The organism is Xenorhabdus szentirmaii DSM 16338, assembly GCF_002632585.1.
Lineage (GTDB): Bacteria > Pseudomonadota > Gammaproteobacteria > Enterobacterales > Enterobacteriaceae > Xenorhabdus > Xenorhabdus szentirmaii.
Genome location: NZ_NIBV01000002.1, coordinates 318,764 through 341,542, shown reverse-complemented (window position 1 = coordinate 341,542; position 22,779 = coordinate 318,764). Strand labels below are relative to the sequence as shown.

Below are 22,779 nucleotides of genomic sequence, written 5' to 3'. Positions count from 1 at the left end.
ATGAAATTCCAGTTATCTGAATGGGCGATCAGGAAGCCAATCCCGACGATTGTTATTTTTCTCACTCTGACTATCGCAGGATTATTTTCTTTCTTTCAATTACCCATCAATGCTAACCCTGTGATTAATTTTCCAATTGTGACTGTCACTGTCACACAAAATGGTTCTTCTCCTTCTGAAATGGAAAATGCCGTTACCCAACCAGTAGAACGCGCTATTTCAGGATTGCCCGGGATCAGGCACATTAACTCAACCATCAGCGATGGCGTCTCTATGACAATCGTTGAGTTCAATCTGAACATAGACCCTAACGTTGCCGTTAATGATATCCGTGAACAAATTACCCAAATCCGGGCTGAATTACCCCAAACAATAGAAGAACCCCTAATCAGCCGGGTTGATGTCGAAGGCGGCGCAATTCTGAATTATACCGTCCAGTCAAAAAATAAAAGCCTGACCGAGTTATCGTGGTTTGTGGATGATACCTTAAGCAAAAAATTGCTAACGGTTACAGGCGTTCAGAAGATAACCCGCCTGGGCGGTACAAGCCGGGAAATTTTGGTTGAACCTGATCCCGTAAAAATGGCGGCATTGAAACTCAGCATTACCGATATTAACCATTTATTGCTTCAGAATAACGTCAATATTCCTGGCGGAAATATGACTTTTGCCGGGCAAAATCACACTATCCGCATATTAGGTTCGAAGAATGAAGTGGATTATCTGCGTCAATTAAAACTGCCCTTGGATAAAAATGATTGGGTCACCTTGGGTGATATTGCAACTATCAGTGATTCCCATAAAGAGACAATCACGATTGCCCGTTTAAATGGCGAACAGGTTGTTGGTTTCGCGGTATACCGTGCAAAAGGCTCCAGTGATACCGTAGTAGAAAAAGGTGTTACACAAGAATTGAACAATATTGGTCAGCATAATCCGGATATCAATATCAAGCTGGTGACATCAAACGTAAAATATACCGTATCAGGTTTTAACCTGACCATGCAAACATTGATAGAAGGGGCGGCATTAACGGTCATTGTGGTGTTTTTCTTCCTGAAAAACTGGCGGGCGACGCTGATTGCCGCCGTCGCTTTACCATTATCTATACTGCCAACATTTATTGTCCTGCATTTATTTGATCACACATTAAATAGCATTACGCTGCTGGCGCTAACTTTGGTGATTGGCATTTTGGTGGATGATGCCATCGTCGAAATCGAGAATATCGAAAAATATATTGAACGGGGTGAAAGGCCTTACATTGCTGCGATTAAAGCATCAAATGCCATTGGGTTTGCCATTATCGCAATTACGGTGACGATTGTTGCTGTTTTCTTGCCTGTCAGTTTTGTCGGTGGATTCGTCGGCAAATATTTTGTTCCGTTCGGCATTACGGTATCCACAGCCGTATTATCTTCGTTACTGGTTGCCAGACTGGTCACGCCCCTGATGTCCGCTTACCTGCTGCTACCCAGAAAATCATCACCCAAACTATCATCTGAGGCACAGTCGGCTGAAAAAGAGAACAAAGCAGAAGAAACTGAACCCCCTGAATGGATCAAAAAATATCTTTCTGTCTTGGATAAAACATTAAAATTCCGCAAGACTGCATTAGCGCTTGCCGCTGTATTTCTTTTGGGATCATTGATTCTGGTTGATTTATTGCCATCCAGTTTCTTGCCTAAATCCGATGTCAGTATTGCCAACATCGAAGTGGAAGCGCCACCGGGAACACAGGCTGCGCAAAGTGATGAAATTTTGCAACGAATTATTGAGAAGTTGAAAAACCGCCCTGAAATTGTCGATATTTTTTCCATTGCCGGTGCAGATGATTCATCCGGCGAAACCAGCCAAAATAAAAGCACTATTATGATTAATTTAGTTCCCGTCAATGAACGTCGATTGTCACAAAGGGAGTTTGAACAATCATTGACCCCGATATTAAATGAAATCCCGGATATCCGGTATAATGTAGGCAATAATGAAGGTAGCAGAGATGTATCAATTGTGTTGGCCAGTGATAATCCTGAAATACTCTCTCAGACGGTAAGTCAACTACGCCGGGAAATGATGGGGATTAATGGTCTGGCAAACATCCAGATCTTACAGCCCTTGCCACGGCGTGAAGTCATTATCACCCCCAATATTGCCGAAGCTGCCAGAGCCGGTGTCACCACTGACAACATTGGTTCAGTCATCAGAATAGCAACCATTGGCGCGGGGGATGCCAATGTCTCTAAATTTAATTTACCGGACAGGCAAATTCCCATTCGTGTCTTATTGTCTAAAGAGGACAGAGATAACCTGACCGTCTTGAATAACCTCTACGTGAACAGTACTTCCGGCATCAATGTGCCTATCAAATCTGTCGCTGATATCTCTTTTGCTTCTGGTCCGGACAAAATCGAGCGTATTTCCAGGCAACGCAAGGCCGTTATTGAGGCGGATCTCCATGGCATTGAAATCGGGACTGCATTAGAACGCATCAATGAGTTGCCCTCACTGACGAATTTGCCACCGGAAGTGACAAGAATTGTCTATGGTGATGTGGAATACATGGATGAAATGTTTGAGCGTTTTTCCTCCACCATGCTTCTCAGTGTTTTGATGGTGCTTGCCATTCTGATCATCCTGTTCAAGGACTTTTTGCAACCACTGACCATTTTAATTGCCCTGCCCTTTGCCATTGGAGGTGCGATCATCGCTTTGCTTCTCTACAATGCCGCGATTGACATGCCCGTTATCATTGGCCTATTAATGCTGATGGGCATTGTCACCAAGAACTCTATCTTATTAGTTGAATTTATCCTCGAAAGAGCGCGCTCCGGTATGTCACGGCATGACGCCATTATTCAGGCGGGCAGAGAGCGTGTCAGACCGATTATTATGACAACAATCGCCATGATTGCCGGCATGATCCCGCTGGTCCTCACCAGCGGGGCAGAAGCCAGTTTTCGGGCGCCAATGGCAATTGCAGTTATTGGCGGCTTATTAAGTTCAACATTATTGAGTTTATTATTTGTACCTGTTGTTTATAGTTACATGGATGATTTGAAAAATTGTCTTATGCCCTATCTCAAAAAGTTGTCATCGGTAACAAAAGACGATCTCGATTATCGCTGACAAAAAGAGGACACACTCAGTGAAAAAACTGACGGAAAAACAGAAGGCCAAACGCAAGCATATTCTTGATGCCGCCATCTCCTGTTTTATCGAAAAGGGGTTTCATGCAACGTCGACGGCTGAAATTTGTAAGGCAGCCGGCATGAGCCCCGGTAATCTGTTTCATTATTACCCCACTAAAAATGCCATCATTGAAGCTATTGCAGAAGAAGAAAGCCATGACTATGACAAGATTTTTTCCGCCTGTGCGGATGATGAAAGCTCCACCATTACAACCATAGAAAAAATAATCACTGCATTGCTTCATCTCTATAATGATCCTGATTATGCACGTCTTGGCATTGAAATTATTGCTGAAGCCAGCCGCAATCCTGCGGTTAATGACATTCTTGTCAGGAGTGATAAGAAAATCAGGCATCATTTAACGTCATTAATCCATAAAGGGATTGAAAACGGAGAAATCGACAAGCAGATAAATGCCGAGCAGGCCACATTTTGGTTATTGACAACCATTGATGGCTCAATCGGCAGAAAAGGGCTGGGTACTGATTTTAAATGGGTTGATGATTTTGGTTTTCTTACCTGTATGATACGAAAAGTGTTTACGCCACCCATGCCGATTCCAACAATCTCCCCCATCAAGCAGTAGCGACTCTCGCCCAGCTAAGGTATTATTGCCCGCTATATTGTTGGTATGCGCCCTTTACATTGAATTTATGGCAAAAGAACAAACTGATCGCACCACTCTGGATTTGTTCGCAGATGAACGCCGGCCTGGGCGACCGAAAACAAACCCGCTGTCCAGAGATGAGCAGCTTAGGATAAATAAACGCAACCAGTTGCGACGAGATAAAGTTAAAGGACTGCGTCGAGTAGAACTTAAGCTCAACGAAGAGGCCGTCGATGCACTGAATCTCCTGGCAAAGCAGCGCAATATCAGTCGCAGTGAGCTGATTGAACAAATGCTGCTGGCCCAACTGGCAGAGCAAAATCACCTTGCCGATTAACGGCTTTATACAACAGCAATGAAACGTCATCACCACACAAATTTGACAGATTTGTCATCAATGTTTGGTCAAAATAACGCTTTTCATTTTATTAAATCTGACATTTTTCTAGCTGATTTCAGCGTGATGTGTATGGATTTTGTACACATATAAAACAAGAGGTTAACCCATTTTATGGCAATAATAGGTATATTCTTTGGCAGCGATACCGGCAACACAGAAAACATCGCCAAGATGATCCAGGAAAAATTGGGCGGTGCTGATGTTGCTGAAGTCCACGATATTGCCAAAAGCAGCAAGGAAGACATTGAAGCCTTCGATATTCTGCTGCTTGGCATTCCAACCTGGTATTACGGCGAAGCGCAGTGTGATTGGGATGATTTTTTCCCGACACTGGAAGAAGTTAATTTTGAAGGGAAACTGGTTGCTCTGTTCGGTTGTGGCGATCAAGAAGATTACGCAGAGTACTTCTGTGATGCCATGGGCACCATTCGCGATATTATTGAACCTCATGGCGCGATTATCGTCGGTCACTGGCCAACCGAAGGATATCATTTTGAAGCCTCTAAGGGGATGGCCGACGATAACCACTTTATTGGTCTGGCCATTGATGAAGATCGTCAACCCGAATTGACCGATGAAAGAGTTGATACTTGGGTACAGCAGATCACGGCTGAAATGAGCCTGTCTGAAATTTTGGACGCATAAGGACATTGCTTCCCTTCAATGCAAGATAGTCATCTCCATTTTTCAATTTGCTGTTTTGTTGGCTAAGTTTGTTTCCCTTTATACCTTGGGCACCCGTGCTCAATTTTTTGTCAACACATCACAATTTGAGATCTATTGAGTATATTCTTGCATAATGTGTCATGATATCGGGATTGGCATGGTTTTCATTTTGGATATCCATGCCTATAATCAACAACGTGAAACAGAACTATGATTCCCTCACGATACCCCCAAGTATCATAAGTTCACTCAACCCAAGTTACAGGACTGAATCCGCATGACCGACAACAATAAAGCATTGAAAAATGCTGGACTTAAAGTAACACTTCCGCGCTTGAAAATTTTGGAAGTGCTACAGGACCCAGAATGCCATCATGTCAGTGCGGAGGATCTCTACAAGAAGCTGATTGATATCGGTGAAGAGATTGGCCTCGCCACTGTTTATCGCGTACTGAACCAGTTCGATGATGCCGGCATTGTCACTCGCCATAATTTTGAAGGCGGTAAATCGGTTTTTGAACTCACTCAGCAGCACCACCATGACCATCTGATTTGTCTCGACTGCGGTAAAGTTATTGAATTCAGTGATGATTTCATTGAAGAGCGCCAGAGAGATATCGCTAAACGCTATGGGATTAAGCTTTCAAACCATAGCCTTTATTTATATGGTCATTGCGCTTCAGGTGACTGCCGCGAAGATAACTCACTTCATGATGAGCATTCATGAAAACAGGTATGGTAAGAGATAGTTAACGTTATTTTTCTCTTATCTTCGAATTGACTTAATTTAACTACTGCCGATTAGCTCATCTAATCGGCAGTTCATTTAATTATCACCGTTAGAATTTCACTTCTTCTATTCGACTAAAACGCTTACCATCACTGCTGACAGACCGTATTTTTACACTTCCACCGCTTGCATTTTTACTGACGTGAGGTCTTAGCCGATCATTATAAACTTGCCATGTTTTACCCTCATCCAATGAATATTGGATAGCAACACCGGGCAAGGCAATATTGGCCTCAAACATTCCCTCAACCACTCTGCCCCCCGGCACGGGAAGACGGTATGAAATGTTGGCTTTATCCAGTTTAGCCAATTCATATTGCCCGATCAGATTGGCAAAGCGCTCCCAATCACGATTAAGTACATTCATATCAACATAATGCGTTATTCCACCTTTATATTCCCTGCCCTGCTGGTAATTCAGCTCCCAGCTCGCCTGATGCCATGCACGTTCAGCCAAAGGCAGTAAACGAGGGTAAATCATATATTCCATCTGTTCATCCGTGCGTACCGTCTCACTCCATGATTGCCCTGAAATCCCATAAGCTCCCGGCCAATGCTTATTGCTGTGGGTATTGAAGTAATTTCCATCGCGATCAACGGAGGTTTCGGCATTTTGGGGCATATTATTCGGGGCGAAACTGAAGATTTTCGCTTCATCATTAAATCGGGTTGCCCAATAATAGCCCCGCTCTTTTGGATTAACTTCATACGGCATATCAAGATAGATATAATCCGGACTGGAAACGACGACCCGGTAACCTTTATTGGCCCAATCGTTCACAGATTCATACCCTCCCCAATAAAGGGTATCCCAGAAATTCACCGCAACATGTTTAGTGGCAAAGTCTTTTGCTGACTTGGCATGTTTCAACCCATCCTGCCATGCCTGCATTGTCTCTATGCCGTGTGAATCAACAATTTTACTGACTTCAATGGCAAAGTAGCTGGCAAGCTCATCAACATCTTTAATCACGCCCTGCGTTATCATCTTCTGACAGGCTTGAGATTTAGCCCATGGCTTGTCTTCAATTTTTTGATTGATGATCCCCTTATCCGGCACAATTGGCCCATCTTTGTCCTGATAGCCTGCTCCCAAACGGATATTTTTCGCCTCATCTCCGCCAAAATGCCATGTATTCAACGGCATTTTCGCTTCTTTGTGCATGGCAACAACCTCACCGATGACTTTATCAATAAATCGTCTGGAAGAGTCTATACAGGGGTTAAGGTAACTGTGGCGATCGTAAAACTGCACTGATGTTGTATTTGAGGTATCAGTCGGATCAAGCAAACGGTATTCGCCGGCTTCTTCCTTTTTTCCTTGCGCCATAAGATTGTTATAACGCGCTTCCATGGATACCACCGCAGCACGAGCATGAGCGGGTATATCAATTTCAGGGATCACCTCTATCTGGCGGGCTTTGGCATAATGCAAGATATCAATGTAATCCTGACGGCTGAAATAACCACTGCCCATGTTATTGTGATATGGCCCTGAGCCTAACTGTGGCAATAAACACCGTGTTTCACTCAGGTCATGGCAGCGCTGACTCCCGATTTCAGTCAATTCCGGTAAGCCGGGAATTTCCAGGCGCCAGCCTTCATCGTCACTCAAATGGAAGTGAAATTTATTCAATTTATAATTGGACATTTGATCAAGCAAACGCAACACGGCTTCTTTGCTGTGAAAATTACGTCCCACATCAAGAAATACTCCCCGATATTCAAACCTTGGGGCATCTTTTGCAGTTAATGTCGCAATTTTGGGCATGCCATCAGCCGGCAATAAAGCCAGCAGGGATTGCAATCCATAAAATACACCGGATTGATCAAATGCGATAATTTGTGCTCCCTTGGTAGTAATATCCAATGAATACGCACCGTTTACCCGCCACTGCCCCGTGAATTTATTGGCATTGATTTGCGTCGCAATCTGATATCCACTATCCGTTAATGGGATGTTTTGATCAGTAAAACGTGCCCTGATGAGCTTAATTGAAGCTTCACTCAATCCCCCCAATTCCAGTTTTACCCCACGGGATAAATCCACATCCTGTGAATGAACCGTTAATTCTTTGGGTGTGGGAATAATTTGCCCACGTAATTGATCCCGGGCAATTTCTGTCACCTGTTGATTTTTTACAAAACGATTTTCAGGTGTCATCAATACATTGTTATCAGCTGTTATGCGCTTCCATAGATCGCCATTCAGCTCGGATAAGAATTGGCTGATATCTTCGGTACCTGTATTGTTCAGTATCTTCGGGATTGCATTGCCGGACGCCGCATACCAGCGCGGCATAAAATCTGTCTCATAAATTTGCCAATACTCCCCAATAATGGGCAGGATAACCTTTTCGTTGGCTTTGATTCCCTTGAATTTCTCGGTAGGGGTTAATTTATGCAAGTCACCGGTAACATGCGTGATTTTGTATTGATCATGTTCGAGTTTCAGGATTTGACGGATACTGTGAAAATAAATTTCCCAATCAGAAGAAACAATGGCCTGATCACCATTACTCAGCGTAATAATAACCCGATTACAAGCCGCTGAGTCTGCACCTAAAATGGCGCAATCAGTACCATGTGCACCTGCCTGATTATCAAGGACTCTGAAATTGACCTTTAACTGGCTCAATGAATCCACGACTTGTTGCGATGACATCTGTAATGGTGCTGCGGATGACATTTCTGCATGAGTACTTCCCATAAATCCAACTGCCGTGATGAAGGCTGCCAAGGTACAGAATTTAACGGTTTTCATGAATTACCTCGTCCGAATTTATCATTCTTTCCACTGGGTAAATATTGTACAGACCTGAATAGGCAATAACCCTACACAATATGTGACTATAAGGCAATTTTTAATCTTAATTGAAGGAGTTAATTTTCATTACAATACTTTTAAACATCAAAAAAGCGTGAAAATAATCACGCTTTCGATTACCAAAAAGCACTGTTTTGTTCGTCATTTGGCTTTGATTGAAATATATCCATCAAATGGAAATCATTTAAGAAAGAAAATAATTTAATTGTTATTTAATAACCTCTGCCCGTTTTATATTTTTATTTATCGACATGACATCCCACAAAATAACTCAATACTTTTCAAATAATATACTGCCTCACTATAAGTCAATCTAATTTCACTTTTTTCATTAACATAATAAGTACAGCACCGTTATGAACAAAGTAAACATTGAATAATTCACTCGGCATTTTTTAACCTATTTTTTTGAGGGCATTTATTTAATCAGTTTGCCTCGAGATTTAATTCCAGTTCTGATACCTGATTAAAATCGGTTTCTTTCAGGAAATAACCCCTTGATTAATCCATTCGTATTCTCATCTGTCTCTCTTTCTCGGGTATCTTTCTATTTCGGTCAATTATATATAGGTCAATTGTGTATGGGCCATAGTATATTTTCCTGTGGTGAGAAAGCGTTTTAAGCTGCAATAAAATGGCAAGGGGTAATAAATATGATGACTAATGATAAAAACAAAAAACCCCGTTATTTCCAACGGGGTTTGTCAGTCGGTTAAGCGTGAAAATAATCACGCTTTTTTTATTTAAGCTAATTCACCTGAATGCGATGATCCCTGAATTAGCCTTGAGAAATTTTTGCCCATGTGTCACGCAAGCCAACAGTCCGGTTAAATACCAAACGTTCAGTACTTGAAAGACGGCAATCAGCACAGAAATAACCTTCTCGTTCAAACTGATAGTTCTCTTCCGTACGTGCATTCGCCAATCCCGGCTCCACAAACCCTTTACGCACTGTCAGTGATTCAGGGTTAATGGTAGACAGGAAGTCATCTTCTGCGCCCGGATTTGCTACGCTGAACAGACGGTCATACAGATAGAATTCCGCTGGGATACCGTGCGTTGCACTTACCCAATGAATAACACCCTTAACCTTGCGGCCATCAGCCGGATCTTTGTTCAGTGTTTGCTCGTCGTATTGACAATAAATGACAGTGATATTGCCATCCGCATCTTTTTCAACGCGATTTGCCTGAATCACATATGCATTACGCAAACGCACTTCTTTACCCAATACCAGACGCTTATATTGACGGTTCGCTTCTTCACGGAAATCAGCACGATCAATATACAACTCACGGCTGAATGGCACTTCACGGCTGCCCATTTCCGGCTTATTCGGATGGTTAGGCATTGTCAGGATAACTTCACCTTCCGGCATGTTCTCAATCACCAGTTTCACCGGATCAAGAACCGCCATCGCACGCGGTGCATTTTCATTCAGATCATCACGGATACAGGATTCCAATGATGCCATTTCGACGTTATTGTCTTGCTTCGTAACACCAATGCGGCGGCAGAATTCACGGATAGAAGCAGCTGTATAACCACGGCGGCGTAAACCAGAAATGGTGAGCATGCGCGGATCATCCCAACCATCAACGATGTTTTCTGTCACCAATTGGTTCAGCTTGCGCTTTGACATCACCGTATATTCCAGGTTCAGGCGAGAAAACTCGTACTGGCGCGGATGGCAATCAATGGTGATGTTATCCAATACCCAATCGTACAAACGACGGTTATCCTGAAACTCCAGCGTACAGAGAGAATGGGTGATCCCTTCCAATGCATCGGAAATGCAGTGCGTAAAATCGTACATCGGGTAGATGCACCATTTATTGCCTGACTGGTGATGCTCAGCAAATTTAATGCGGTAAATCACCGGGTCACGCATGACAATAAACGAGGATGCCATGTCAATTTTGGCACGCAGACACGCTTTGCCTTCCTCAAATCCACCAGCACGCATTTTTTCGAACAGGGCCAAGTTTTCTTCTACGCTGCGATCGCGATACGGGCTGTTTTTACCCGGTGCTTTCAGCGTACCGCGATATTCACGGATCTCTTCTGCACTCAATTCATCAACATATGCCAATCCTTTGTTGATGAGTTCAATGGCGTATTGATACAACGTATCGAAATAGTCAGAAGAATAACGGATATTGCCACTCCATTCGAACCCCAGCCATTTGACGTCATTCTGGATGGATTCAACGTATTCAATATCTTCTTTAACCGGGTTTGTATCGTCAAAACGTAGGTTGCATTGTCCCTGATAGTCTTGAGCGATGCCGAAATTCAGGCATATCGATTTAGCATGGCCGATATGCAGATAGCCGTTAGGTTCAGGCGGGAAACGGGTATGTACGGATGTATGTTTACCAGTTGCCAAGTCTTCATCAATAATCTGACGAATAAAGTTTGTCGGGCGGGCATCTGCCTCACTCATCGTTTTTTCCTCAATGCAAAAAGCGCTTCAATATAACCCCTTATAATCTAACAAGCGGCACTGAGAAACAACACTTAGTTAATGGGAAATAGCGGAATAGGTAAAGTTAGTACGTTAAAGCGAAAAAAAGCGGGAAGACAACATGCTTCCCGCTATAAAATAAACCTATTTGATGAATGGTAACTTATTCCAGTACCTGAAATAAGTTTGATTCTTTTGCAATCACCTCTCCCTGGGCCATGATGATCACAGCCGAATAATCGTCAATATTACTGATTACGATCGGGCTTATTGTTGATTTCGCATGAGCGTTCAGGTAATCAAGATCCAATTTCAATATTGGTTCTCCTGCTTTTACCTTCATTCCCTCCTCAATCAGACGTTCAAAGCCCTTTCCATTTAATGAAACGGTATCAATACCTATATGAACAATAACTTCGACGCCGTTATCTGATTCAATGCAAACTGCATGGTTGGTATCAAAAACTTTTACCACCGTACCTGAAACGGGTGAGAAAACCGTATCGGATGTCGGCCTTATTGCAATGCCATCTCCAACTAATTTACTGGAAAAAGCTTCATCAGGAACATCTTCCAATTTGATCAGTTCGCCTGTTAGAGGAGCAACTAACGTTAGAACAGACTCACTTTTTTCCTGACTCTCTTTTTTTACCTGAACTTTTTCCTCAGGCTGTGCTGTTTCTGTTGCTGCCGCAACATGCTCTTCCGCCAATATGTCTTTCATTGCCATGGCAACCAACTCTGCCCGAGTACCGACAATGATTTGGACACTCTGTTTATTCAAGCGAATAACACCAGCAGCACCAAGATGTTTTACCAATTTGTCATTGATCAAACCGGAATCGTGCACGGATAAACGTAAGCGTGTGATGCATGAATCAATGTTCGTCAGATTATCTGATCCCCCGACTGAGGCAATATACTGATATGCCTCTTTCTGAATGTTGTTCTCGGGTGAACGTTCTTTTTCCGCCATAAAATCATTTGTGCCGGTCGGAGGGGTGGCTGATATTTCGCGCCCCGGTGTCATCAGGTTAAATTTTCTGATAGTGAAGCGGAATACGACATAGTAAAGGCAGAAGAACACCAGACCTTGCGGGATCAGCATGTACCAGTGAACCGCCAGCGGGTTGCGTGAGGAAAGCAACATATCAACAAACCCTGCACTAAACCCAAAGCCGGCAATCCAATGCATTGCCGCTGCGATATATACTGAAATTCCCGTCATAATGGCATGCAGCACATAAAGTAAGGGTGCAACAAACATGAAAGAGAATTCCAGCGGCTCGGTTACCCCTGTAAAAAATGCAGCAAATGCACCAGCCATCATCAGACCGGCAACTTTAGCTTTATTTTCAGGGCGGGCGCAGTGATAAATCGCCAATGCTGCACCAGGTAAGCCAAACATCATGATAGGGAAGAAACCTGCCTGATAGCGACCGGTCATTCCCAGAACCGCAGTTCCTGCTTCAATGGACTTCTGTCCCCCAAGAAAATTGGGAATATCATTAATACCAGCAACATCAAACCAGAATACGGAGTTCAAAGCATGATGCAAACCAACGGGTATCAATAGGCGGTTAAAGAAAGCGTAAAGACCTGCACCTGTTGACCCAAACCCCATGATGCTTTCACCGAATGCCACCAGCCAACCGTAGACGATCGGCCAGACAAACATCAGGATGAAAGAAATGATAATCATCAAGAAAGAGTTCAGGATGGGAACTAAACGGCGACCGCTGAAGAAAGCCAGAGCCTGTGGCAATTCGACGTTACTGTAACGGTTGTATAGTTCAGCAGACAGTACACCAACCAAGATTCCAATAAATTGGTTATTGATCTTGCTAAATGCCTTGGGTACTTCTTCAATCGGAATCGATTTGATCATTGATACCGCTGCCGGAGAACACAGTGTCATCACAACAATAAACCCGATTAAGCCCGCCAGGGCAGCAGCACCATCCTTATCTTTCGACATGCCATAGGCGATGCCCACCGCAAACAGCATTCCCATATTGTCCAAAATGGCATTACCTGACGTTATCAGAAATGCCGCCAACGCGTTATCAGCCCCCCAACCCGTCGGATCTATCCAATAACCTACACCAACCAATATTGCCGCTGCGGGCAATGTTGCTACAGGCACCATCAATGCCCGACCAATCCGTTGTAAGTAGCTTAGAATATTCACTTACGCCCCCTTTGAAGCTCCGTTTATGGAGTCTTTTAGTTAATTAATGACGCAATAGCGCCATTCTTTTGAAATTCACCGGATATACTTATTTTTCGTTAGAACATTTTTAGTCTAAAAAAATTATTTTTCATCGCAAATTAAATACTTCTGATATGTGATTGAAATCACCAGAATTGGTATTTTTTCAATCAAAAATGTAGCCTGAACGCCAAACTTATTTTACTATTAAAAATATCTTTGACGGGTTATGTGAGGAATTACCCGACCACGACAGGTATGATGCGTGGTTTTACCTTGCCGCTATCACACCTATCACATAGGGTATTGATATCTCAGGTATCATGCTTATCGTGTATGGGGCTGATAAAATTAATGAACCATTTTTAAGAGGTAATCATGAGGTTGATCCCCCTAACGACAGCGGGTGATGTGGGCCGATGGGCCGCACATCATATAGTAAGCAGAATCAATGAATTTAAGCCAACTGCCGAACGCCCTTTCGTGCTTGGGTTACCCACCGGCAGCACACCATTGGCAACTTACAAAGAACTGATCGCTCTGTATCAAGCCGGAAAAGTGAGCTTCAAACATGTTGTGACCTTTAATATGGATGAATATATTGGCTTGCCTGAAGATCATCCCCAAAGCTATCATTTCTTTATGCACCAAAATTTCTTTAACCATATTGATATCTGCAAAGAAAATATCAATTTGTTAAACGGAAATGTGACAGATACTGATGCTGAGTGCCGGCGTTACGAAAATAAGATCAAAGCCTATGGCAAAATCCACTTATTTATGGGAGGTGTAGGCAATGACGGGCATATTGCCTTCAATGAGCCGGCTTCTTCGCTTTCCTCACGTACACGCATCAAAACACTGACCATTGAAACCCGAACAGCCAATTCTCGATTTTTCAATAACGATGTTGAACAAGTTCCAAAATATGCACTGACTGTCGGAGTAGGAACCTTAATGGATGCCGAAGAAATTATGATCCTGGCGACAGGAATGAATAAGGCACAAGCGTTACAGGCCGCAATAGAAGGCAATATCAATCATATGTGGACTGTCAGTTGCCTACAAATGCACCCTAAATCACTTATTGTCTGTGACGAGCCTGCGACAATGGATCTGAAGGTAAAAACCGTTAAGTATTTCCATCAGTTGGAAGTCGATATTATCAATGAATTCGCCAGTTAATAGTTATACCCGTTGGATTTCAAGATACAACCAGCCATGCGATAACACACGGTAGCTTGAAAGACAACGGGGATACAAGTCAGGAAACCAATATGTATGCATTAACCAATGGTATTATTTATACCGGATATGACAGGCTTGATAACCATGCGGTTATCATTGAGGGTGGTTTCATTAAACAAGTTTGTCCGACAAATGAATTACCTGAGCAGATTGAAAAACACGATTTACACGGCGCGAATCTCGCTCCCGGATTTATTGACCTGCAAGTCAATGGTTGTGGCGGTGCCCAATTTAATGAGCGGTTGGAAGATATTACCGAAGAAACGCTGCATGCAATGCAGGAAACCAATCAGCGTTACGGCTGTACCAGCTTTTTACCAACCCTCATTACCAGCCCCGATGAGTTGATGATAAAAGCCATCGAAGTGATGGGGGCCTACCTGAAAAAAAATGCCAACCAGGCATTGGGGCTGCATCTTGAAGGGCCTTATATCAGCCCCATCAAAAAAGGAACTCACAATCCAGCCTACATCCGTAAGCCAACACCTGAAATGGTTAATTATCTGTGCCTTAATGCTGATGTCATTACCAAGATCACGCTTGCACCTGAAATAGTGGGACACAAATATATTCAACAATTAGTTGAAGCCGGCATTATTGTTTCCGCAGGGCATTCCAATGCCACTTATGAAGAAGCCCGCCATGGTTTCCGGAAAGGCATTACTTTCTCCACTCATCTGTATAATGCGATGCCTTCTATTTCCGGTCGCCAACCAGGATTGGTCAGTGCGATTTACGACTCACCTGATGTCTATGCAGGTATTATCTGTGACGGGTTGCATGTATCGTGGCCAAATATTCGCAACTCCAAGAAATTAAAGAATGAAAAACTGATATTAGTCACTGATGCGATTTTACCTGCCGGATTGGCGCCCGATGCCATGGAGCAATTTACCTTTGCCAATAAAACAATATATTATCGAAACGGCTTATGTATAGATGAAAACGGAACACTGAGCGGTTCATCGATCACCATGATTGATTGTGTCAAAAATAGTGTTGAACATGTTGGTATTGCTTTGGATGAAACGTTGCGGATGGTAACGCTTTACCCTGCTCGGGCAATCGGTGTTGATAAACACCTCGGCACCATTGAATCCGGCAAGGTCGCGAATTTGACGGCGTTTACTCACGATTTCAAAATAAGCAAAACCATTGTGAACGGGAATGAAGTTAAACTATCGTGAGTATAAAAACTGATGAGCAATGAAAGCGCACAGAAGCAAATTGGAAATATTGATCTCGTCAAACAGCTTAATGGGGCCGTGGTCTACCGGCTAATTGATCAGCATGGGCCAATATCACGCATCCAAATTGCAGAAGAAAGCCAGCTTGCTCCTGCCAGCGTGACTAAAATTACTCGTCAGTTACTGGAACGTGGCCTGATAAAAGAAGTTGAACATCAGGCTTCTACCGGCGGCAGGCGTGCCATTTCCATCATTACCGAAAACAGCCGGTTCCATACCATTGGTATCCGGCTTGGCCGACATGATGCCACGGTCGCACTCTTCGATATGAGCGGAAAGGTATTGGTAGAGGAACACTACCCTATTCCGGAAAATACCCAATCCGATGTGGAGAGAAGAATTATTGCCTCCATTGAAAATTTCATCGATAAAAATCAACGCCGAATCCGTGAATTGGTTGCCATTTCAGTCATCCTTCCCGGTTTGGTTGATCCTGATGAAGGTATTGTCCTCTATATGCCACATATCAAAGTGGAAAACTGGCCGCTGGTTAAAAATCTCAGAGATCGTTTCAAAACTTTCTGCTTTATTGGGCACGACATTCGCGGCCTTGCACTGGCTGAAAATTATTTCGGGGCAACCCGGGACTGCGAAGATTCCATTCTGGTCCGTATTCATCGGGGCACAGGGGCGGGAGTCATCATCAACAACAATATCCTGCTTAACAAGCGGGGCTATTTAGGTGAAATAGGTCATATCCAAATTGAGCCTCTGGGTGAACGTTGCCATTGCGGTAATTTTGGCTGTCTGGAAACCATCGCATCCAATTCCGCCATAGAAGCCAGAGTGCAACATCAGCTCCGCCAAGGTTTTCCCAGTCAGCTTGCCCTGAATAACTGCAACATTCACGCCATTTGCCTGGCTGCCAACACAGGTGATCCACTGGCAACTGAAGTCATCAAGCAAGTCGGCTATTACCTTGGCAAAGCGATTTCTATCGCGATTAACTTATTTAATCCCCAGAAAGTCGTCATTGCAGGCGAAATCACAGAAGCTGAAAAAGTGTTGATTCCTGCAATTCAGAGTTGCATCAATACGCAGGCGCTCAAGGAATTCCGTGAAGAGCTCCCTGTTGTTGTTTCAGAGCTGAACCATTGTTCTGCAATTGGCGCTTTTGCACTAACAAAACGTGCCATGCTGAATGGTGTACTGCTGCAACATCTTCTGGGTGGATGATTTCACCTCACTTTGCTGACTTTGCCAGCAAAGTGATTACAGGACATGCAAACAAATACTTTTATGCATATTTCTTTAAAAAAGGTATTGACGCATCTGTCTGATATACGCATAATTCGCCCCGCACCGCCGATGAAGGCAAAGCGAAAAAAGATGGCTACGTAGCTCAGCTGGTTAGAGCACAGCACTCATAATGCTGGGGTCACAGGTTCGATTCCCGTCGTAGCCACCATCTTTGCGGGAGTGGCGAAATTGGTAGACGCACCAGATTTAGGTTCTGGCGCCGCAAGGTGTGCGAGTTCAAGTCTCGCCTCCCGCACCATTTTCTTTATCGGGTTGTACTTAGAATATGTTCAAGTCGCTGTTTTAAGTTTTAGTATGTTGTTTCAGGTGGGGTATCGCCAAGCGGTAAGGCACCAGGTTTTGATCCTGGCATACCCTGGTTCGAATCCAGGTACCCCAGCCATTTAACTGAGACAACCACATAAAACAAAAAAGAGTTAAACTCATATTCTAAGAGTAACAAGGTTGCATTGATAACATTCAGTTGGGGTATCGCCAAGCGGTAAGGCACCAGGTTTTGATCCTGGCATTCCCAGGTTCGAATCCTGGTACCCCAGCCATCTTACTGAAGGTTTTCAACGTTTTTATGTAAATGGCTACGTAGCTCAGCTGGTTAGAGCACAGCACTCATAATGCTGGGGTCACAGGTTCGATTCCCGTCGTAGCCACCATTTACAAACTCAGTTGGGGTATCGCCAAGCGGTAAGGCACCGGATTCTGATTCCGGCATTCCCAGGTTCGAATCCTGGTACCCCAGCCAACGTTTTAGATAAATGGAAGATGAATAAGGTCACCAAAGGTGGCTTTTTTGTTTTCTATTACCAATCAAAATAACCCCATTATTGATAGCACTATCCCAATTTCCCAGACTTCTTAATCACCATCAAGTACAGCAATTCCCGCTTATAAAATGGCTGCCAGATAGTATGCAAGATATCGTTAATTAAATGTGATGGTTTGAAAATTATACTATTACTTGCATAAGTCCCATTCCGGGACTAGCGTGGATTGATAAAAATAATATCCGTTGCATCATTAAAAGCATTTTGGGAAAAGCATCCTGAGGCAGAACAACCATTAAACCCATTAGAACAGAGCAAAATTATCAAAATGCGTTAATTGCGCTATTGTTTGATAATCAACCTGAAATTGGAATTTCTGAATTTGATTATATGGAAATCATGGTGCTGCTAATAGAAGCTTATGAGGCGGAACATGATCCAATTGATCCCCCGATCCTATTGAAGCGATTAAATACAAAATGGAGCAATCAGGATTAACAGTTAAAGATTTGGAACCCGCCATTGGTAAATCCAATCGTGTTTATGAAATTCTCAATCGCAAGCGCAATCTGACTCTACCTATGATCCGAAATCTGCACAATATGTTTGGAATTCCTGCAAATATTCTTATAAAACTAACAAAATCAGCCCCATAAGGGCTGATTATTTCAAACCTAAATTATGTTTTAGCCATTTATAAGTAACATGATTTCTTGGCGATAAAAGAGAATCAATCACAATCCCAATGCGTATTTCAATACAATATTTTTCATCGCACCAGATCGCTGTGCCGCCATCAATGCCAGATTGCGCACTGTTTTCAATCCCGGTAAATCATGGCTGAACGCAGTATGGAAAAGATCCATCCCTGCCTGCATCACTAAATTATCCGGCATCCGACGGCGCTGATAACGCTGTAAAACCGCCAGAGAATCCCACTCTTCCAACAATTCTTTAGCATCGGTCAGTACTTTGAGCAGAGTATCAACATCCCGATATCCCAAATTCACTCCTTGCCCTGCCAATGGATTGATGGTGTGGGCGGCATCGCCCAACAAAACGAGGCCTTCCTGAACATAACGGCTGGCATGATGACGAACCAGAGGAAACGAACCTGCTGCAACCGGAGTGACTTTACCCAAACGGGCAGGAAATGCCTGAAAAATCTCCCGCTCAAGCTGTGCCATTGTCATCGACTGCAATTGGCGGATACGGGCTGGAGAATCGTACCAGACCAATGACGCCCATTGTTCAAACAGCGGCAGGAAAGCTCTCGGGCCGGAAGGAAAAAATTGCTGCCATGTTGTATCTTGTTGAGGCTGCTCAGTTTTGACCGTTATCAACATACAGGACTGCCGATATTGCCATCCTTTGCTGCCAATGCCTGCCAATTGACGAACCTGAGAACGGGCGCCATCTGCGCCAATGATTAAACGGCTATTGATTTCCGTCCCATCCGCCAAGGTTACCAACCAGGATTTTTGATCATCAGAACGCTGCATCGATTTCAGTGCGGAAGGGCAAAACAGGGTTAAATTGGGATAATGTTCAAACTCCTGCCACAATGCCAATTGCAAAATCCGGTTTTCCACCATGTAGCCCAGCTCTGGCAGCCCCAAATTTTTGGCATCGAAAATGACATTAGAATCGTGCTGTTCCCATGTTTCTAATTTTCGGTAAGGAGCACAGCGCATCCGCAATACATTTTTCCATGCTCCCAATTGTTTCAGTAAATCCACAGAAGCACAGCTAATCGCAGAGACACGAACATCGGGTTCATTCACCGCATCGTAAGGCGCTGGTGGCTGATGCTCCAACAACGCAACACGCCAACCTTCCTGAGCCAATCCCAGTGCTGTCGCGGCACCAATCATGCCCGCTCCCACGACAACGATATCGAATTTTTGTTGTGGATTATTCATACTCATCACGCCATTAACTTATTGATTAAAATAGTGTACCGGAATTTTCCCTTTCCGGCTGAGAATATCCGGTGTTACAGTCTGGTCACTGGTGCCTCAAATGACTACAATAGCCAACAATATTATGCTAAATACACTATGTGCAATACTTTGCGCTTTTCAGTGTTGAAGCATCATTCCACTGGAAACACCGGATACAAAAAATGTCGACGATAAAAAAACTGTACATCAAAACCTGGGGCTGTCAGATGAATGAATACGATTCATCCAAGATGGCCGACCTGCTGGAAACCACTCACGGTTATCAGTTAACCGATGTCGCCGAAGAAGCAGATATCTTACTCCTGAATACTTGTTCAATCCGTGAAAAAGCGCAGGAAAAAGTCTTTCATCAGCTGGGCCGCTGGAAAAATCTGAAAGATAAAAATCCTGAAATTGTTATTGGCGTAGGTGGCTGTGTCGCGTCTCAAGAAGGGGATTTCATTCGCCAGCGCGCACCTAGCGTCGATATCATCTTCGGGCCACAAACCCTGCATCGCTTGCCTGAAATGATTAATCACGTCAAAGGCACCCGCAGTCCGATTGTTGATATCAGCTTCCCGGAAATCGAGAAATTTGACCGTCTGCCCGAACCTCGCGCTGAAGGCCCAAGCGCTTTTGTATCTATCATGGAAGGCTGCAATAAGTACTGCACATTCTGTGTAGTGCCTTATACCCGTGGAGAAGAAGTCAGCCGCCCTTGCGATGATATTCTGTTTGAAATTGCCCAGCTTGCTGCACAAGGGGTACGCGAAGTTAACCTGCTTGGACAAAACGTTAATGCTTATCGTGGTGCAACATTTGATGGGGATATCTGCACATTTGCAGAGCTGTTGCGTTTAGTCGCCGCCATTGATGGCATTGACCGCATTCGCTTCACCACCAGCCATCCCATTGAGTTTACTGACGACATTATCGCCGTTTACGAAGACACTCCGGAATTGGTGAGCTTCCTGCATCTGCCCGTCCAGAGTGGTTCTGACCGCATTCTGACCCTGATGAAGCGTGCTCATACCGCTCTCGAATATAAAGGCATCATTCGTCGTTTACGCAAAGCTCGCCCGGATATCCTGATAAGCTCTGACTTTATCATCGGATTCCCGGGTGAAACACAGGATGATTTCGAAAAAACCATGAAATTGATTGCCGATGTTAACTTCGACATGAGTTTCAGCTTTATCTATTCAGCGCGTCCGGGAACCCCCGCAGCTGATTTACCTGATGATGTGAGTGAAGAAGAGAAGAAACAGCGTCTATACTTACTACAACAGCGTATTAATCAGCAAGCCATGAGTTTCAGCCGTGCAATGCTTGGCAGCACACAGCGCATTCTCGTTGAAGGCCCGTCCCGCAAAAATATCATGGAGCTTTCCGGCCGCACTGAAAATAACCGGGTGGTTAACTTTGAAGGGGCGCCTGATATGATTGGTAAATTTGTTGATGTTGAAATTGTTGACGTATACACCAACTCCCTGCGTGGTAAAGTCATTCGAACTGAAGATGAAATGGATTTACGTGTTCATGAATCCCCTGAATCAGTCATTGCTCGTACTCGTAAGGAAGATGAAATCGGCGTCGGCTTTTACCAGCCGTAATCGCCCCAACATAGAGATAATCAGTGACACAAATAAATCCAAAAATAACAACACAAGAGATCTTTATGGAGCCCACAGACAATCAGCGCTTGATGAGTCTGTGCGGACCACTTGATGATAACTTGAAGCAAGTTGAGCGTCGTTTGGGCATTGAAATCAATCGTCGTGACAATCGCTTCAAACTAATAGGCAAGCCATTGTGTGTTAATGCGGCAGCTGAAATTCTGCGTCATCTTTACGTCGAAACCGCGCCTGTGCGCGGCATGATACCCAACCTTGAACCTGAGCAAGTGCATTTGGCTATCACCGAAAGCCGCATACTGGAACAAGTCGCAGAAAGCATTCCTGAGTATGGCAAGGCCGTAAATATCAAAACTAAACGGGGAGTGATCAAGCCCCGTACCCCTAATCAGGCACAATATATTGCCAATATACTTGATCATGACATTACATTTGGGATTGGGCCTGCGGGAACAGGAAAAACCTATCTGGCTGTCGCTGCTGCGGTTGATGCACTGGAGCGTCAGGAAATCCGTCGTATCCTGCTGACTCGCCCTGCTGTTGAAGCGGGTGAAAAATTAGGTTTTTTGCCGGGTGATTTAAGCCAGAAAGTTGATCCTTATCTGCGCCCGCTTTACGATGCCCTGTTCGAGATGCTGGGATTTGAAAAAGTTGAGAAGCTGATCGAAAGAAACGTTATTGAAGTCGCACCACTGGCTTATATGCGTGGACGCACACTCAATGATGCTTTTATTATTCTCGACGAAAGTCAGAATACCACTATTGAACAAATGAAAATGTTTCTGACACGGATTGGCTTTAATTCTAAAGCGGTCATCACGGGGGACGTAACCCAAATTGACCTGCCCAGAGGGCAAAAATCAGGTTTGAGCCATGCAGTGGAAGTCTTATCCGATGTTGACGACCTGAGCTTTAACTTTTTGTACAGTGAGGACGTTGTCCGTCATCCTGTGGTTGCAAAAGTTGTTATTGCCTATGAAGCATGGGAAGCCGCAGAACAGAAGCGTAAACAGGCGCTCAATGAAAAACACCGACAGGAAGCACAATGAGTTCAGGTTCAGTGATATTAGATTTACAAATTGCATGTGAAAATCCAGAAGGGCTTCCCGAGAAAGCCCTTTTCCAGCGCTGGCTGGAAGGTGTTTTACCTCAATTTCAGGCAGAAAGTGAAGTGACCATTCGTTTGGTTGATGAGGCAGAAAGCCATGATTTAAACCTCACTTATCGCGGGAAAGATAAACCAACCAATGTGTTATCCTTTCCTTTTGAAGCTCCGCCTGAAATTGAATTACCCTTATTGGGGGATTTAATCATCTGTCGTCAGGTTGTTGAAAAAGAATCAGAAGAACAACAAAAGACGGCCGAGGAACACTGGGCTCATATGGTTGTTCACGGCAGTCTTCATCTTCTGGGATATGACCACATTGAAGACGATGAGGCAGAGGAGATGGAGTCTCTGGAAACGGAGATTCTGAAAAAAATGGGTTATCCTGATCCTTACCTGACGGAAAAAGAATAACCACAACTC

Annotated in this window: 15 protein-coding genes, 6 tRNA genes and 1 pseudogene; 18 read left to right on the top strand and 4 right to left on the bottom strand. The window is 43.9% G+C overall.

What is annotated here, in order from left to right; genetic code table 11:
* The 5 genes from Xsze_RS11485 (at nucleotide 1) to fur (ending at nucleotide 5,589) form a co-directional block, all read left to right on the top strand.
* Nucleotides 1-3,126: an efflux RND transporter permease subunit gene (locus tag Xsze_RS11485; RefSeq protein WP_038239045.1), complete on the top strand. Its 3,126-nt coding sequence runs from the start codon at nucleotides 1-3 to the stop codon at nucleotides 3,124-3,126.
* A gap of 19 nt (nucleotides 3,127-3,145) precedes the next feature.
* On the top strand, nucleotides 3,146-3,775 hold the full coding sequence (locus Xsze_RS11480; RefSeq protein WP_051462423.1) for a TetR/AcrR family transcriptional regulator: 630 nt from the start codon (nucleotides 3,146-3,148) through the stop codon (nucleotides 3,773-3,775).
* A 67-nt stretch (nucleotides 3,776-3,842) separates the two neighbouring features.
* A complete protein-coding gene (ybfE, locus tag Xsze_RS11475; protein ID WP_038239082.1) occupies nucleotides 3,843-4,133 on the top strand; it encodes a LexA regulated protein in 291 nt (96 codons plus the stop codon).
* Between the two features lie 174 nt (nucleotides 4,134-4,307).
* Nucleotides 4,308-4,841, top strand: a complete 534-nt coding sequence (gene fldA, locus Xsze_RS11470; RefSeq protein ID WP_038239048.1) for a flavodoxin FldA — start codon at nucleotides 4,308-4,310, stop codon at nucleotides 4,839-4,841.
* A gap of 298 nt (nucleotides 4,842-5,139) precedes the next feature.
* Nucleotides 5,140-5,589, top strand: coding sequence for a ferric iron uptake transcriptional regulator (gene fur / locus Xsze_RS11465; RefSeq protein ID WP_038239051.1), 450 nt, complete (start codon nucleotides 5,140-5,142; stop codon nucleotides 5,587-5,589).
* Between the two features lie 112 nt (nucleotides 5,590-5,701).
* Here the strand turns inward: fur and Xsze_RS11460 are convergent, their stop codons facing one another.
* The 3 genes from Xsze_RS11460 to nagE all read right to left on the bottom strand — a co-directional run bounded on the left by Xsze_RS11460 (nucleotide 5,702) and on the right by nagE (nucleotide 13,137).
* Nucleotides 5,702-8,416 (bottom strand): beta-N-acetylhexosaminidase, encoded by a 2,715-nt coding sequence (locus Xsze_RS11460; RefSeq protein WP_038239054.1) that lies wholly within the window; start codon nucleotides 8,414-8,416, stop codon nucleotides 5,702-5,704.
* Between the two features lie 841 nt (nucleotides 8,417-9,257).
* The gene (glnS, locus tag Xsze_RS11455; protein ID WP_038239057.1) at nucleotides 9,258-10,925 is read right to left on the bottom strand and encodes a glutamine--tRNA ligase; all 1,668 of its coding nucleotides are present in this window, start codon (nucleotides 10,923-10,925) and stop codon (nucleotides 9,258-9,260) included.
* 184 nt (nucleotides 10,926-11,109) lie between these two features.
* Nucleotides 11,110-13,137, bottom strand: coding sequence for an N-acetylglucosamine-specific PTS transporter subunit IIBC (nagE, locus tag Xsze_RS11450; protein WP_038239060.1), 2,028 nt, complete (start codon nucleotides 13,135-13,137; stop codon nucleotides 11,110-11,112).
* Nucleotides 13,138-13,536: 399 nt separating this feature from the next.
* Here nagE and nagB point away from each other — a divergent pair, with 399 nt between their 5' ends.
* The 10 genes and pseudogenes from nagB to Xsze_RS22735 all read left to right on the top strand — a co-directional run bounded on the left by nagB (nucleotide 13,537) and on the right by Xsze_RS22735 (nucleotide 18,330).
* On the top strand, nucleotides 13,537-14,343 hold the full coding sequence (gene nagB, locus Xsze_RS11445; RefSeq protein ID WP_038239062.1) for a glucosamine-6-phosphate deaminase: 807 nt from the start codon (nucleotides 13,537-13,539) through the stop codon (nucleotides 14,341-14,343).
* A gap of 92 nt (nucleotides 14,344-14,435) precedes the next feature.
* A complete protein-coding gene (gene nagA / locus Xsze_RS11440) occupies nucleotides 14,436-15,593 on the top strand; it encodes an N-acetylglucosamine-6-phosphate deacetylase (RefSeq protein ID WP_038239064.1) in 1,158 nt (385 codons plus the stop codon).
* Between the two features lie 12 nt (nucleotides 15,594-15,605).
* Entirely contained in the window at nucleotides 15,606-16,829 is a 1,224-nt protein-coding gene (gene nagC, locus Xsze_RS11435) for a DNA-binding transcriptional regulator NagC (protein ID WP_038239066.1), read from the top strand.
* A 155-nt stretch (nucleotides 16,830-16,984) separates the two neighbouring features.
* Nucleotides 16,985-17,061 (top strand) — tRNA-Met (locus tag Xsze_RS11430).
* A 5-nt stretch (nucleotides 17,062-17,066) separates the two neighbouring features.
* A tRNA-Leu gene (locus tag Xsze_RS11425) sits at nucleotides 17,067-17,151 on the top strand.
* Nucleotides 17,152-17,220: 69 nt separating this feature from the next.
* Nucleotides 17,221-17,295: transfer RNA gene (locus Xsze_RS11420), tRNA-Gln, on the top strand.
* 82 nt (nucleotides 17,296-17,377) lie between these two features.
* A tRNA-Gln gene (locus Xsze_RS11415) sits at nucleotides 17,378-17,452 on the top strand.
* A 34-nt stretch (nucleotides 17,453-17,486) separates the two neighbouring features.
* Nucleotides 17,487-17,563: transfer RNA gene (locus Xsze_RS11410), tRNA-Met, on the top strand.
* A 14-nt stretch (nucleotides 17,564-17,577) separates the two neighbouring features.
* Nucleotides 17,578-17,652 (top strand) — tRNA-Gln (locus Xsze_RS11405).
* Nucleotides 17,653-17,968: 316 nt separating this feature from the next.
* Nucleotides 17,969-18,330: pseudogene (locus Xsze_RS22735) on the top strand (helix-turn-helix domain-containing protein).
* A 78-nt stretch (nucleotides 18,331-18,408) separates the two neighbouring features.
* On the opposite strand, the gene ubiF reads toward Xsze_RS22735, so the two are convergent.
* A complete protein-coding gene (ubiF, locus tag Xsze_RS11385) occupies nucleotides 18,409-19,596 on the bottom strand; it encodes a 3-demethoxyubiquinol 3-hydroxylase (protein ID WP_038238804.1) in 1,188 nt (395 codons plus the stop codon).
* A 203-nt stretch (nucleotides 19,597-19,799) separates the two neighbouring features.
* Between ubiF and miaB the strand changes: the two genes are divergently transcribed.
* From miaB to ybeY, 3 genes are all read left to right on the top strand, one after another.
* On the top strand, nucleotides 19,800-21,230 hold the full coding sequence (gene miaB, locus Xsze_RS11380) for a tRNA (N6-isopentenyl adenosine(37)-C2)-methylthiotransferase MiaB (RefSeq protein ID WP_038238801.1): 1,431 nt from the start codon (nucleotides 19,800-19,802) through the stop codon (nucleotides 21,228-21,230).
* Between the two features lie 65 nt (nucleotides 21,231-21,295).
* Complete coding sequence (locus Xsze_RS11375) at nucleotides 21,296-22,300, top strand: PhoH family protein (RefSeq protein ID WP_407078847.1); 1,005 nt, start codon at nucleotides 21,296-21,298, stop codon at nucleotides 22,298-22,300.
* Nucleotides 22,297-22,770: an rRNA maturation RNase YbeY gene (gene ybeY / locus Xsze_RS11370; protein WP_038238795.1), complete on the top strand. Its 474-nt coding sequence runs from the start codon at nucleotides 22,297-22,299 to the stop codon at nucleotides 22,768-22,770. Before Xsze_RS11375 ends, ybeY begins: the two co-directional genes overlap by 4 nt.
* Nucleotides 22,771-22,779: the final 9 nt, after the last annotated feature.